General features: G+C 63.2%; 12 protein-coding genes. 6 read left to right on the top strand and 6 right to left on the bottom strand.

Features of this window, described 5'->3' with window-relative positions; all coding sequences use genetic code 11:
- Positions 1-165: 165 nt before the first annotated feature.
- Positions 166-2,376 (top strand): hypothetical protein, encoded by a 2,211-nt coding sequence (locus tag RH90_RS21425; protein ID WP_010189043.1) that lies wholly within the window; start codon positions 166-168, stop codon positions 2,374-2,376.
- On the opposite strand, the gene RH90_RS21430 is transcribed toward RH90_RS21425, so the two are convergent.
- From RH90_RS21430 to repC, 6 genes are all read right to left on the bottom strand, one after another.
- Entirely contained in the window at positions 2,316-3,224 is a 909-nt protein-coding gene (locus RH90_RS21430) for a tRNA-ribosyltransferase (RefSeq protein WP_010189045.1), read from the bottom strand. The genes RH90_RS21425 and RH90_RS21430 overlap by 61 nt on opposite strands.
- A gap of 149 nt (positions 3,225-3,373) precedes the next feature.
- Positions 3,374-4,138, bottom strand: coding sequence for a DUF5591 domain-containing protein (locus RH90_RS21435; RefSeq protein ID WP_157134812.1), 765 nt, complete (start codon positions 4,136-4,138; stop codon positions 3,374-3,376).
- A gap of 62 nt (positions 4,139-4,200) precedes the next feature.
- Positions 4,201-5,634, bottom strand: a complete 1,434-nt coding sequence (locus tag RH90_RS21440) for a hypothetical protein (RefSeq protein ID WP_010189047.1) — start codon at positions 5,632-5,634, stop codon at positions 4,201-4,203.
- A gap of 26 nt (positions 5,635-5,660) precedes the next feature.
- Positions 5,661-5,867 (bottom strand): hypothetical protein, encoded by a 207-nt coding sequence (locus RH90_RS21445; RefSeq protein ID WP_010189048.1) that lies wholly within the window; start codon positions 5,865-5,867, stop codon positions 5,661-5,663.
- 350 nt (positions 5,868-6,217) lie between these two features.
- The gene (locus tag RH90_RS21450) at positions 6,218-7,117 is read right to left on the bottom strand and encodes a replication initiator protein A (protein ID WP_010189050.1); all 900 of its coding nucleotides are present in this window, start codon (positions 7,115-7,117) and stop codon (positions 6,218-6,220) included.
- Positions 7,118-7,340: 223 nt separating this feature from the next.
- Positions 7,341-8,693, bottom strand: a complete 1,353-nt coding sequence (gene repC, locus RH90_RS21455; RefSeq protein ID WP_010189052.1) for a plasmid replication protein RepC — start codon at positions 8,691-8,693, stop codon at positions 7,341-7,343.
- A gap of 606 nt (positions 8,694-9,299) precedes the next feature.
- Between repC and RH90_RS21460 the strand changes: the two genes are divergently transcribed.
- From RH90_RS21460 to RH90_RS21480, 5 genes are all read left to right on the top strand, one after another.
- Positions 9,300-10,013, top strand: a complete 714-nt coding sequence (locus RH90_RS21460; RefSeq protein ID WP_157134813.1) for a lytic transglycosylase domain-containing protein — start codon at positions 9,300-9,302, stop codon at positions 10,011-10,013.
- Positions 10,010-10,315: a TrbC/VirB2 family protein gene (locus RH90_RS21465; protein ID WP_010189056.1), complete on the top strand. Its 306-nt coding sequence runs from the start codon at positions 10,010-10,012 to the stop codon at positions 10,313-10,315. Before RH90_RS21460 ends, RH90_RS21465 begins: the two co-directional genes overlap by 4 nt.
- On the top strand, positions 10,315-10,650 hold the full coding sequence (locus RH90_RS21470; RefSeq protein ID WP_010189058.1) for a VirB3 family type IV secretion system protein: 336 nt from the start codon (positions 10,315-10,317) through the stop codon (positions 10,648-10,650). The genes RH90_RS21465 and RH90_RS21470 overlap by 1 nt, the downstream gene beginning before the upstream one ends.
- Positions 10,647-13,055 (top strand): VirB4 family type IV secretion/conjugal transfer ATPase, encoded by a 2,409-nt coding sequence (locus tag RH90_RS21475; protein ID WP_010189060.1) that lies wholly within the window; start codon positions 10,647-10,649, stop codon positions 13,053-13,055. Before RH90_RS21470 ends, RH90_RS21475 begins: the two co-directional genes overlap by 4 nt.
- Before the next feature lie 11 nt (positions 13,056-13,066).
- A partial coding sequence (locus RH90_RS21480; RefSeq protein WP_010189062.1) for a type IV secretion system protein occupies positions 13,067-13,700 on the top strand: 634 nt, incomplete at its 3' end.

Consider the following 13,700-nt stretch of genomic DNA (forward strand, 5'->3'; position numbering starts at 1 on the left):
CAATTTGCGGGGCAGTCGAACGGTCGTTCGCAACCAATCCAAGGATGCGTCCGAAATGGGCGGAGGACTGTCGCGGAACTGACGCGATGGGCTGGCATACTTCGCAATAGTTATGTATCAGATCATCCTGTTTGTTGAGTCTGCTTCCGTCAAATGGGGGAAACGATGTCGCTGACTTCCACGCAGATCAACTACGCAAGCCTGTCGCTGAAGGACCTTCTGGCAGCTCGCGACGCCTATCACTGGCACCTGATGAATAAGGCTAACGTGGTCGGCACCGCTGTCGGCCTATACCTGATCCGCAAGCAGGGCGTCGACGATAAGGAGCCTCGGACGTTCGCGAACTCCGAGGTCCGGTCGAACTCCTGGCCGTGCGTCGTCGTGCTCGTGAACGACTGGGTAGCGTCGACGGAGTTTGGCGGCGACGCCGGCATCGATCCGACCCACATGGTGCCGAGAACGCTGTATCTCTCGGACGGGCGCGCTGCTCCAGTCTGCGTCGTGCTCGTGAAGCCCGGTACGCCTGCTCAAGCGGCGCCTGCGCTGATCCGCTGGCCCGAGAGCTACGTCGGCGGAGGATGTCCACTGTTCGCTGAGGTGCAGGGCGATGTGCGCCGGGGCACAGTCGGCTGTCTCGTAACCGATGGCCACAAGACGTTCGCGCTCACCAACCGGCATGTCGCTGGGGAGCCAGACACGGTACTCTCGGCAAGCCTCCGCGGCGACGTAACGCCGGTCGGCGTGGCGTCCAAGCGATCGCTGACCCGGCTTCCGCTCGACGATGTCTTCCCAACGTTCAGTGCGCAGCGGACCTTCCTCACGCTCGACGTGGGGCTGGTTGACGTGGACGTCGTCGGGGACTGGACGAGCCGCGTCTTTGGGCTCGAGGGCGAGCTTGGGGCGGTGGTCGACCTCAACGAGGATAATCTCGGCACGCAGCTCATAGACCAGCGGATGGAGGCGTTCGGAGCCGTGTCCGGCCACCTCGTCGGCCGCATCAAGGCGCTGTTCTATCGCCACAAGGCGCTAGCCGGATACGAATACGTGTCAGAATTCCTGATCGCCCCCGAGGACGGCCAGGCCCAGACGTGCCCTGGCGACTCCGGCATGGTCTGGCATCTCGTCCAGACGGATGCGGCGAGCGGTGATCGAACCCTCCAGCCGCTTGCGGTCGAGTGGGGAGGTCAGGGGCTAATCGGTTCCGATGACCGGACGCTCAATTTTAGTCTCGCCACGGGGCTCGCCACCGCGTGCCAGCTTCTGGACGTAGATCTTGTCCGGACAGGCGACACGGGTGCTCAGCCGTTCTGGGGACAGACCGGCCACTACAGCATCGCCGAGGCCGCCATCGAGCTCGTGCGCGATCCGACGCTTAAGGCGTTCCTCAAGGCCAATCTCGAGCGTATTAGCTTCAGGCCAGACCAGCTCTCCGCGGACCAGATCAGGGCGGCTCTGAGCGCCGGAGATTTCGTCGAGCTGGCCGACGTGCCGGACCTCGTTTGGAAGAAGGTCAAGGGAGCGGTGCCTGGCGGACGCGACTATCATCAGAACGCAGGACCCGAGCATCCCAATCACTACGCCGACATCGACAAGCCGGATGCGAACGGCGGCCAGTCCTTGCGCGATATGGTCATAGGCAACCGGAGCAAGCTGACCGTCGGTGACTGGCAGGCGTGGTATGAGGCCAACAGCCAGAAGGACGCGGCGCATCAGGGCATCCTCCCGTTCCGCGTATGGCAGCTCTTCAAGGTCATGATCGACGCGCTAGTGGGACAGCGGCCGGAAGTGGAGCGTTTTCTCTGCGCAGCGGGCGTCATCTCCCACTACATCGGCGACGCGTGTCAGCCGCTGCACGGGTCCTATCTGTCGGACGGTTATCAGGACCGCCCTGTCGCAACGACGGGAAAGACCAAGAAGTGGCAGGGGAAGGGGGTACACAGCGCCTATGAAGACAAGATGGTCGACATGTTCTCAGGCCCGCTGCTCGACATGATCCTCCCGGCTGCACGGGCGTTCGCGGAACCGATTCCGGCCATGACCGACGGATCCGACGCCGCCTTCGCGACGGTCTCCCTCATGGCCTACTGCGCGGGCGTCATCCCCCCCTCCGAGCTCTGCGATAAGTACATAGAGCTAGGGGGCGGCACGTCCAAGCCCGTCATCCAGGGTCTGTGGACCGCCTTTGGGCCGAGAACTGGTGAGGTGATGGCCGCCGGGGCCTGCTACCTCGCCGCGGTTTGGGACGCCGCGTACCTCGCGGGCGGTCAGCCCGCCTTGGCGGCCGCGCAGGTTTCCGACACCACGCTCGCCGGCATCTACCAGGATGAGGCGTTCGCCCCGTCTCTGACGCTCGACAAGATCGGGGCAGAGCTTTGAGAGGCCGCGGGCGACGCTGGGGCGGTGGTGCGGTCCGCCTGGGCGATCAAGACTGAGGCGTTGTGCGCCGCCCTCGCGAGGTAGGATCCCGCGAGAACGGTCAGGCGATCAGCTAGCCGCTCCTCCCGTCGGCAGGCTGGACATTTGCACTCGGCGAGCGCCGCTAGATCCGTGTCAGTCAGCATTAGGCGGGAGTTGGCGCGTTTGCGCCCCCGTTCCGAGACGAACCGCTCGGTTCCGCCGGGCATGAAGATCGTGCCAAAACCTGCCGCTCGCCGCCAGCCGACGGAGTCGACCGAGTCCGCGCCTCCTTCGAACGCAGCCGCGATGGTCCTCGGTGCGCCGACACCTAGGACGTGGAGCCGGGAGCCCGGGAAGGCCTGGCGAACAAGCGTCACCGTCTCATGGAACTGGCGGCGCGCCTCGATGGCCTTCTGTCGGAGCTGACCAGATTGGCGGAGGAGCGGAACCTGCCCACCCAGGCAGACCCAGGCGGGCGTGTGCTCTATCCGTCGTATCCCTGCGCAGTTCCGTTCGATCTCTTCGACGGACGTCCCGTGGACCACGGGGGCGAGTCGGCCGTTGCCGATCTCCGAGTGCAGGTGCTCGTAGTTGGCGAGCGTGCGGACATACTTCTCCTCGCGGACTTCCCGCGTGTCGGACCCGAGCGGAGGATGATCAAGGGATATGACGACATCGGCATTGGCGGTCGAAAACACCCGCGCCACGTCGCGGAGACTGATAGCACCGTTCCTCATCATCAGCGTGAAGCCGCCGGAATCCAGCATCAGTGGTCCGTCGATCGCGAGCCTCTCCTTCAGTTTTGGCCCGAAGACCGTATCCAGCATGCGGGGACGGTGGATGGCGTCGCCAAGGCTCGCCATCCACCGCGCGGACGCCAGCTCTGGATAGTTCCGCGTGACCACAGTCGTCCGCGCGCTCTGACCGAGCCAGAGGAAACGCCTGCGCGGCGCCGCTGCACCGTCATTTTGAAATGTCACGGCCGGGGTAGCTTCTTGACCTTGCGGTACGGACCCGGCCGAATCTCTCCGATCAGGCCCTCCCTGCGAATTATTTGAAGGCAGTCGCGGTAGGGCTCGAACTCGAGGCAGTCGATGACGACCTCGTAGTGCACCTTTTCGAAGAAGGCGCGCATGAGCCTCAGCACCCGATAAATGTCGGGGACCCCGGAATCATATGCAAGCACTACAGGATCAGACCAGAAGGCGGATGGGATGACGCCGAGCGAGCTGATAACGATTCGGTCGGCTGATGCGACGGACGCGCCGAGACCCTTGTCCAGTCGCCGATGCGTCTTGCTGCCATCGTATGGTCGCCCCCTCGCACATGGCAGAAGGATGGAGGTCGCGGAAGACGGCGAGGCGCCCGCCAGGACGCGTGCCTCGAAATCGAGGACTTCGGGGCGGCCGTAGGACTGCCAGCCAGTGAAATGGATCTTTCCGTCCACCGACGTGAGAGCTCTCGTGCCTCGCCTGTCTAGGCGGTGCAGGACGTCGGCGACGAGTGGATCGAGCGCCGCCACCGCCTCGACAAGGATTCGGAGCCGTCCCTCCCGTCGCGCCCTCTCGATCGTCGCCTTCAGATCATCGGGTTCCAGGTCCGAAATCAAAGGGATGAAGTCGCCGGGGCGGCTGGAGTCGGCCCAGTCGGCCCCCATGAGTTCGAACAGGGCGTTCCACTGGGCGGGGAAACCGACGAGCTTCGTGGCCCCCTGGCTCGACTGGTCTATCAGGCGGGCCATGAGCTCAGCGCCGCGGTACCAGTCGCTGCGGAGTTCTGAGAAGCTGGTCGTAGGGTTTGGCATCAGGATTGTCGCTGGACGCGCCCGTCCTCGAACTTCCAGTGCCACGTGGTCTTGCTCCAGCCGTTGGCGGCAGCGTCCTTTGAGGCTGCGTTCGACCAGCCCCACAGAGTGAAGTCAGCGCCCTCAAGCCGCTCCCAGGCGGTCTGCCCCAGATGGGTTCCCGCGTTAAGAGCCTCCTTGGAGTCGCCCTGCTCGATCAGCTTCGCGACGTGCTTGATCACCTGCAGCGCCGCGATTCGCGCGATCCCGACCTGTCCCGTACTGTGGAATGTGATCTCCTTCTGTTCTGGGAGCGCCCTGAGCGCTCCCTCCTGTAGTAGGAGCCAGGTCTGATGCTTCGAGAACGGCTGGGCGAACGCGCCGTGGCTATTCGGGATGGTCTTCCACCGAATGAGCAGCTTGATCAGTTGCGGCCGCATGCCAAGGCTGTCCAGCCTAGGGAACGTCCGCAGGCGGCGGTCCAGCCAGAAGGCCTGGCCGCCGAAGAACCTCGCGAATGCGGGTACTAGCCCGAGGACGTCGCCCTTCGCCTTCTCGTTCAGCAGGTTCCATGTGCGGACGACATCGGCGGCAGCGGCGAGGCCCCGGTCCGGTGGGCAGGGCTGGTGCTGCGTTTTGAGTGCCGCCTCCAGCCGGTCGCGTAAAGCCTCGAAGAACGCCTGCCCGCTGGGAAAAGATGTCAGGTTCGCTGGCGCAAAGATGGGGTTGGGACCCAGCTCGATGTCGGCGAGGGCAGCGAAGAACTTCGACCATTCGGGGCGCGGCCAAACCTGAGCATAGTAAACGGCTTCGAGTATGCAGCCGAACAGCGCGACGTTCGCCTTCACGTCCGGTGGGAGATTGGGTTCGGACGCATAGTCTCGGGACTTGGTCTGCCCAATTTTGGCGAGGGTCGCCCACGCGACGCGTTCCACTGCATCCCGGTCGACCATCAGCGGCTGCCCTTTGTCAGGGCCTTCAACGACCGCCGCGGTCTGATGCCAGCCCACGCTTTCCCCATTAGGGCCGAACCGGTTCTGGAGGCCCTTGATGGGCAGCATCGACAGTAGTCGGGCAAGCCCCATGAAAAAACGCGGCAGGAAGTTCCAGTAGGCTATTCCGCCAACGAGAGGGACGGCGAAGATGACCCAAATGGTGGTTTCGGGCGCGAGGGCGGGCGCAATGAACTTCGATAAGCGACCCGCCGTCATAACGCCGGGGTGCAGCGTGTCGAAGAAGACAACGAGAAGATCGAGGAACAATGCGCTAGTGATGAAGATAAGGAGTAGTTGCGGGAACTGGTAGAACAGGCGGAAGCCGGGCTCGAGGCTCCCAATCTCGTTCCGCACGGCGCGGATGCGTTCCAGCTTCGGTTCGAAGAGCTTATACCCGCCCAGCGCCGTCACCACGGCGGCGGCGATCGCGGCGTAGTTCGCCGCCTCTAAAGGCTTCATAGCCGTTGTCGTGTGTGGCGTCGGCATCAGTTGTCGAGGGCGCGCGAGCCGCTCTCGTCCCACTGCGTCACGCGAGAGGTGAGATAGGGGTCGAGGGTCGCCTGATAGGCGCGCGCGGACGCCTCGTCGTCGAAGGCCTCCTTGCGATGGTCCTTCCAGGCCAGTGAGCGCTGATCGCGCACCTGGACCTTGAAGTAGGGGAAGGCGTGCCCCTTGCCGGGATGAGAAGGCAATGCGCTGCTCCCTTGGAATCTATCGAACTCATTAGCCTAACGGTCGGTGCGGCGCCACTGGCGTCGTGCAACTGTCTCGAGGCCATCGCGCCGATGAGCAGGACCATTTCCTGCTGGCTTGCCGTATCCTCAGGGGCGAAGGTCATCAGCCAGTGACACCTAGGAAAACGAACCCGTCCGGTCGTGGGTCGCCAGAACCGTCTGGTCGGGGACCTGGTCGCCGCGCCCCATCGCAGTCGGTCAACCGACTAGGGCTGCTAGATGACTACGGGGATAGGACTTAATTCCATTTCGCACATACGCCGCGGTAATTGACCGGCAGCTACCATTAGGCTTTCGGCGCTGCAGCGTTAGGCTGCCTGGGTCTCGAGGCGAGCAGCAGGCGCGCGGTTTCGCGGGGTCAGAACAACGACAGTGTCGAGCTTAGTCACCCGGCGACCGCGCGTATCGAGACGTGGTTCGCTCGGCACGACATCCTTGAGCGAGAGTTTATATTCGGGGAGATCATCGCGGGCCTCGACCGCTTTTAAGTGCTGTTTGAACTTGGAGGCTTCCGCGGTCGAGCCGACCTTGCGTGACAGAAGCTCGATCGGCAGTTCAATCTCTTCGCCTTCGCAGTGACAATGGGCGATCTCGTAAAGGCGACGTTCGATCGTGCCGAGGCGGAAATAGTCGTGGTGATAGTGGTAAATATGGCCATCGAGCTGAATGGCCCGGTGAAGCCAAGGGCACAGGCGGACCTTCACGACCCTTAGCTGCTGCTCGCCATTCGGGAGAACCGCGTACTCAGCCGTGGCTTCCGATAGCCACGAAAACCAACCCTTTTCGATCTTAGAACCGGTCTGGATATTCGTCTTGATCTGAGTGCCCTGCAGGCGCTCCAGTGCGTCGGTGAAGCGATCATAATCGCGCTTGGATGGACGCGCGACACCGGTGATGCGGAAGAAATCGTGCGCGGTGAAGGTAAAGTTCTGATCGACTTCCTCGCCCCGGCTGATCGCCTGCGCCATCAGCGACGCGACGTAGAGGATGATCTCCTTGTCGTACATCGTCGCGATGCCGGTCGCGCTCGGCCTAATCTGGATGCTCAGCTTCCCGATCTTGAACTCGAGCTCTTTGTCGACCGGCACCTTGGAAAGAGCAAAGAAGGGGAAGTCCATGACGCTGCGCTCGCCGCGAACCTTGCCGTGAAGCGGGCTATCGGGTTCAAACAAATTGCCTTGGCGCGTGACGACGGCTTGCTTGCTCATGGCGGTCCCTCAGGGCCTGATTCTTCTTCCCAGATCGTAACGTCATTTCGGAGACGATGCACCGGCTAACGACGACGATCTGCCCGAAAGCACGAGTCGAGTGGCAGGATGGTGTGGCAAGCCGGCTCAACCCAGCGTGTCGAACAGCGTGGAAGGGTGGATGAGCTCGTGCTTTCGGGCAGATCGTCCCGAACGCACTGCGTGTCGTTCCCAGCTACTCGGATCATGACGATCTGCCCGAAAGCACGAACTGGCTCATGGTGCGGCGGGCGATGTCGCCGACAGAGCGCGGGTCGCCTCCCGCTTGCATGGTACGCATTGCCCCGGCCTGCCGAAGATCCTTCAGGCCATGGAAGGTGCGACCGAGATTGAGTTCGCCCTTAGCGGCGCGCCCACTCATTCCCCGCAGATATGCACCGGGCCGCTCGACCTCGCCGGCCTGGTATTTGCGAACGGTGGCAATGACCGAGGCAGCAGCGCCCCGCTGGCCCATGATCCGACATGCTTCGTGCCAGGCATGGCGATGGATGTGGTTCTGGTCGGCAAGCTTTTCCGCAAGGTGGACTAGCTCTCCCCAACCGGGCTCCCCCAAACCGAGCGCGCCGCATAGCTCAGGCGTGACTGATTCGATGAAATTTGGATCGACGCCATGCTTCTCCAGGTCCTCCTCAACCTCGGTCTGAGGGAGAGGCGACCTCACATCGTAATCCCTGCTACTTCTTTTCGCCAAGCTCCTACTTGTAACTGCTTTAGCAGTTTGGGGTTGGATTGTAGTTGTAGAGTGGATGCAATCACTCACACCCGTGGGTGCAATATCATTAGGTTCAATAGACTGATTGAGCGCTTCGCGCTCGAGAAGGGCAGCAGCGACTTTGGCCGCCAGCATCCGTCCACGCTGCTCGAGCTGCTCAACGCAGCCGGTCAGCAAGGCGATGTCGCGGACACCCCGCATCTGTCGGGCGGCACTTTGCGCCAACGCCAGTTCCTCCTCGGCGCCAGTGCCGAAGACCATGCCGTCGAGGGCCGCCTGGGCGAGGCTGGACGTACGACGACGAGCGGCGGTCAATCGGCGTTTCAGAGCGTCGATCTCCTCATCCTCGCGCGCACCACGTGCCGCGATGGCCCTGAATTCCTCCATGCGGGTGCCGATCGGGCTGAGCACGATGCCGTAAGCCCATTTGATCGTGCCATCCGCCGCCCTTACGCCGCCGCGGTGCCCGTTCGGACTGTCCTTATGGCTGATGAGGCGGAGAGCAATCGCGCGGTCGAGCAGATTTTGCACTTGCCGCACCTTCAAGCCCAACTTGCGCGCAAGCTTGTCGTTGCGTGGCCATACGATCGGCGTCGAAGCCGAGCGCCAATCTTCGGGCTTTGTCCAAGCGAACAGGACATCGATGAGCTGCACCACACTCGGGGGGACCGCGAGATAGGCAGCCGCGCGTTTGAAGGCAGCGAGCGCCTGTCCCGGGCCGCTCCCCTCGGGCAGGCCACGAAACGCCTGAGCAAGCTGGTCGGCGGAAGCCGCAGCGTTGTCGAAACGGCGGAAGCCCGCGCCGGGATGATAGGCATAGGTCATCGTTCGGTAACTCCCCCTTTGGAGCCCGTGCGGACACACAGCTAGGTGGCGCAGAACGCGCGTTTCGCTTGTGGATTTGTGGGGTGTTCGCTAAGAAGTGACTTCCACCTCGCTCCTAGTGAGCACCCCGAAAAGCCCGGCCTCGCGCCGGGTTTTTCATGTCAGCACGGCATCTCCCTGGCACTTAGATGGCACCGGCTGGGCGTGCTTCACCTGCCAGCGGCGCGTTGCATTTCCTATCGTCGGACCGGGTCGGGTCGAATCAGGGAATGTCGCGCAACTCGATTGTTACGGGTGGGGAAGCGAACCGGCGCGTGCCGATGCTCGTGCTATCGGGCAGAACGCGGCGGAAATGCTCGTGCTTTCGAGCAGGCCGTCGATCCTTTTACCAACGACGCTGACGCAAGGACTCGTGCTTTCGGGCAGATCGTCTCGGATGTCGTGCGATCTCCGCCGGAATCCGTGGCGTCTGGGCGCGCCCGCTCGCGCGCTCCGCTCTATCCCTCGTGATAGGCAATTGGCCTTGGGGAACAGCGTGATGCGCGCAGTAGCCAGATCGACAAATCCAGTCGGACAATGCAAATCGGGTATGGCGCCGGCAGCGCTATGATCCTCTCTCTCGCCGTCGCCGCTGGCCTCGCCAATAAATGCGCGCCGAGGGTCGCTCGCGAAACGTTGCTCTCTGTCGTCTATCACGAAAGCCGGCTCGACACGCTCGTGATCGCCGACAACACAACGGGACAGCGCTTCCATCTCCCATCGAGGCCGCAGGCCATCGCGACCGCGAAAGCGCTTATCGCGCGCGGCCACAGCATCGACATGGGTATAGGACAGATCAACTCGCGAACAGCGCCCGATCTCGGCCTCAGCGTTCCCGATGCCTTCGACGCCTGCCGGAACATGGCGGCCGCGGCCACTCTCCTGGAGCGTAACTATCGCAAAGTGGGCAGGGGAAGGTCCGCACAAACCTCCCTCGCTGCGATGCTGTCGATGTACAACACCGGCAATGCATGGCGCGGGTTCGGCAACGGCTATGTCGGCCGGGTCTATCAGGCCGCCGCAACCATCGTGCCGCAACTCGGCCGCACCCAGCGGGTCAACATAGACCCCGCATCGATCGATCCGATCGTCGGCGACGGGCCGGCAGAGGCTGCAGGGACACCGACGGCGCCAGCAGCAGGACCGCGGGCGGTCGATGCAGTAGTGCGGCCGATACCGGCACCAGCGTGGGTCGCGTTCGGGAATCCGACCAACGTCATGGTGTTCGAAACCAGTTCCGCGGGTGCGGGAACCTTCGATCGCAAGGAGAAATCGCAATGAGCAGCTCACGGAACGGGGCGTTTCGGTCGCCGACCTTTTGGGTCATCGCGATCGTGGCAGCCTTGACCCTTTCAAGCCCGGCCATGGCGCAGGGGACGACGGACATCCAAGGCTTCGTCGACAACATCAAGAGCTGGCTGACCGGCAGTATTGCCAAAAGCGTCGCCGTTATTGCTGTGGCGGTTTGCGGCTACAGATTCTTCTCAGGCAGGGCGAGCGCCGGTCCGCTCGTGGCCGTCATCGGCGGCATTTGTCTTATCTTCGGCGCCTCCTGGGTGCTCACGCAGATCACCGGCGGGTGATGACACGCGAGGACGAGCCCTTGATCGTCGAGCCGGTGTACCTCGCGCTCACCCGGCCGCCGATGTGGCTCGGCGTCCCGCTCGACGCGGCCGTGCCGCTGGCGATGTTTGGCGTGCTGGTGCTCCTCCTTGCCAATCCGCTCTATGCAATCGCCGTTTCGATCGTCGGCTTCGGTGCTGCGCGGCTTATCGTGCGACATGAGCCCAACGCCTTCCGGCTGCTTAATTTGGCGCTGCGCACCAAGTGGACCAATCGCGATCGGCGCTGGTGGGGCGGGAGTTCCTATTCGCCGCTGCCCGTGGCGCCGCTCAGGCGGAAGGGATTCGGCTGGTGAGGGCTGCAAAACTTGACCAGGCGGGCCGCGCGCCGTTTTCGATCGCGCGGCGCGAAAAGGAGCCGACCGACTTTCTGCCTTACGCACGGCATGCCGATACCGGCACGATCGTCACCGACGGCGGTGCGCTGATTGCCGTGGTGCAGCTTCAGGGCGCGTCTTTCGAGACGCTCGACCAGAGCGATCTCAACGGCATGCACGAAAAGATCAATAGCACGCTGCGTAACCTGTCGGATGAACGGGTCGAGTGGATCACGCATACAATCCGGGAGCGCAGCGAAGTCTATCCCGCTGGCGAGTTCCGATCCGACTTCGCCTGTTGCTTCGATGCCGCCTATCGTCGTCGCACGGCTGGCGAGCACGGCTTCATCAATGAGCTATACCTGTCGATCGTCGAAAAACCTGCGGTCGGTGCCGCCGACAAGATCGCGGTCGCACTTGGCGGGCTCTTCTCTAAGTGTGAGAAGGTCGGCCCCTTGGTCGACGTCGAGACCGACCGATTGCAGCGTTTTAATGAACGTGTCGGGGAAACGATGAAGCTGCTGGGCCGGTTCACGCCGCGTCGGCTCACGCTTTACGAGTATAATGACCTGACGTTCTCGGAGCCGCTCGAGGTTTTTGAGCTGATCCTGATGGGACGACGCCGTCGCGTACCGCTGGTGCGCGGTCATCTCGGGTCCGCACTCTATGGCGATCGCCTGATCTTCGGGCGCGAGCTGGGCGAGGTCCGTGCGCATGATCGCAGCCAGTACTTCGGCATCTTCGGAATACGGGAATATCCGGCGGCGACGCGGCCTGGCCAGCTCGATGCGCTCCTGAGCGCGAACTACCAATGCTGCATCACGCAAAGCTGGGCCCCTTCCGCGCGGGCCGATAGCGCCGATCGCGTGCGGAAACGTCGTCGCCAGCTCATCTCAACCGATGACGATGCACGCAGCGCCGCAGACGCGCTCGACGAAGCTGCCGACGATCTCGCGAGCAACCATTTCGTGATGGGCGAACACCATTTCAGCCTCGCGGTCTTCGGTGAAACCGTGCGGGCGCTGAACGACAATCTCTCGGCTGCGCGCAGCCTGCTCGCAGATGCAGGTCTGGTTGCGGTACGCGAGGAAAGCGCGAACGAAGCGGCCTGGTGGGCGCAGCTTCCCGGCAACGCGCGCTGGCGCGCACGACCGGCGATGGTGACCTCGCGCAACTTTGCCGCGCTCTCACCCTTCCACACCTATCCCGCGGGGAAAGCGGACGGCAACCATTGGGGGCCGGCGATCATGATGTTCCAGACCACCGCGCTGTCCTCTTTCTATTTCAGCTTCCACGTCCAGGACGTCGGCTTCACGGGGGTCATCGGTCCCACGGGATCGGGCAAGACGGTCGGCCTCAATGCGCTAATGGCAATGACCGAGAAAACCGGCGCGCGGCAGATCTTCGTCGACAAGGATCGTGGCGCCGAGATCTACATCCGCGCGTCTGGCGGCACCTACCTCGCGCTCAAGAACGGGCATCCGACCGGCTTCGCGCCGCTCAAAGGCGAGGACTACTCGCCGCATTACCGTGCCTTTCTCGGGCGCTTCGTCCGCCAACTCGTCCAGCATGACGGCAAGCCGCTCACCGTCGGTGAGGAGAGGCTGATCGACGAGGGCTTGGTTGCCCTCGGCCGACTCCCGGTCGCGCTTCGGACGTTTGGAGAGTTGCGCGAGGTGTTGGGCTTCCGCGACGCCGAGGGGATCGGCGCCCGGCTCGAGCGCTGGGGGCAGGGCGGGGCGCTCGGCTGGGTGTTCGACAATGACGAGGATCTGGTGAGCCTCGAAGGACGGTTTGTCGGGTTCGACATGACCGACTTCCTCGACAATGCTGAGGTCCGCACACCGATCATGATGTACATGTTCGAGCGGATCGACGCGTTGTTGGCGCGCAAGGAACGCTTGGTCGTCGTCATCGACGAATTCTGGAAGGCGCTCGGTGATCCGCAGTTCGCCGGCTACATCGAGAACGCGCTCCTCACCTGGCGCAAAGCCAACGCCTTTTTGATCTTTGCGACCCAAAATCCCGAGCATGCGCTCCGTTCGCCGATCGCGAGCAGCATCATCGGCCAGACCCCGACATGGATCCTATTCCCCAATCCTCGCGCGGACGAGCAGGACTACCGCATCGGGCTTGGCCTGACCGCGAAGGAATATCGCCTGATCCGCTACGAGCTCGTGCCGGAATCGCGCCAATTTCTCATCAAGCAGGGGCAGGATTCGATCGTCGTGAAGCTCGATCTCGACGGCATGGACGACATGCTCGCGATCCTATCAGGCCGCGCTTCGACAGTCGGTCTTGTCGACGAGCTGCGTGCCGAACTCGGCGATGATCCGAACGATTGGCTGCCCGTGTTCCATCAGCGGCGGCGGGGATTGCGATGAGGAGGGAAGCTATGCTCAAGCGGATGATGCTTGCGGGCGCGACGGTCGCACTGGCGTCTTCTGCGCCGGCGACGGCGCAGATGGCCGTATTCGACGTCAAGAGCTACGCTCAGATCGTCCAACAATTGAAGGCGGCCCAGGATCAGCTCGCCGTCGTGACCAAGACCTATAATCAGGCCGTGGACGCCTATAACGACGTTCACGGCCTGACGAACGTCGACGGCGTGGCCCAGCTCCTCAACAGCGATGCCTCGAAGAAATGGCTGCCGAGCGGCGCGCGCGATATCGAGCAGCTCGCCACTAGCAGCAGCAGCAGCCTCGGTACGTTCGGTCAGCAGGCAGCCAACATCCGCGCTGGACGCAAGGTGAATTTGCCGGCGCTGCCCGGGTCGGCGACCGATGCTGATCGGAGCCGACGCGCGGCACTGGAGGCGGCTGGCGACACGGCTGCCAAGAACGCGGCGATTGCCGATGCCGCTTACGGCGCGACGGCCACGCGATCGGCGGGCCTGGATCAACTTCAACAGGCGCTGGCAAGCGCGACCACTGAGAAGGACCGACAGGCGATACAGGCGCGTATCGGTATCGAGGTTGCTCGTATCCAGAACGACACGATGCAGCTGCAGGCCGTGAAAATGCGGCAGG

The sequence above is a fragment of the Sphingomonas sp. PAMC 26605 genome (genome assembly GCF_000241485.1).
Classification (GTDB): Bacteria; Pseudomonadota; Alphaproteobacteria; order Sphingomonadales; family Sphingomonadaceae; genus Sphingomonas.

Bases quoted from the DNA above. Each gene is read 5' to 3' on its own strand.
- RH90_RS21440 (WP_010189047.1), bottom strand. From the start codon at position 5,634: ATGAAGCCTTTAGAGGCGGCGAACTACGCCGCGATCGCCGCCGCCGTG.
- RH90_RS21430 (WP_010189045.1), bottom strand. From the start codon at position 3,224: ATGCTGGATACGGTCTTCGGGCCAAAACTGAAGGAGAGGCTCGCGATC.
- RH90_RS21450 (WP_010189050.1), bottom strand. From the start codon at position 7,117: ATGAGCAAGCAAGCCGTCGTCACGCGCCAAGGCAATTTGTTTGAACCC.
- RH90_RS21465 (WP_010189056.1), top strand. From the start codon at position 10,010: ATGAGCAGCTCACGGAACGGGGCGTTTCGGTCGCCGACCTTTTGGGTC.
- RH90_RS21435 (WP_157134812.1), bottom strand. From the start codon at position 4,138: ATGGCCCGCCTGATAGACCAGTCGAGCCAGGGGGCCACGAAGCTCGTC.
- RH90_RS21470 (WP_010189058.1), top strand. From the start codon at position 10,315: ATGACACGCGAGGACGAGCCCTTGATCGTCGAGCCGGTGTACCTCGCG.
- repC (WP_010189052.1), bottom strand. From the start codon at position 8,693: ATGACCTATGCCTATCATCCCGGCGCGGGCTTCCGCCGTTTCGACAAC.
- RH90_RS21425 (WP_010189043.1), top strand. From the start codon at position 166: ATGTCGCTGACTTCCACGCAGATCAACTACGCAAGCCTGTCGCTGAAG.
- RH90_RS21460 (WP_157134813.1), top strand. From the start codon at position 9,300: ATGATCCTCTCTCTCGCCGTCGCCGCTGGCCTCGCCAATAAATGCGCG.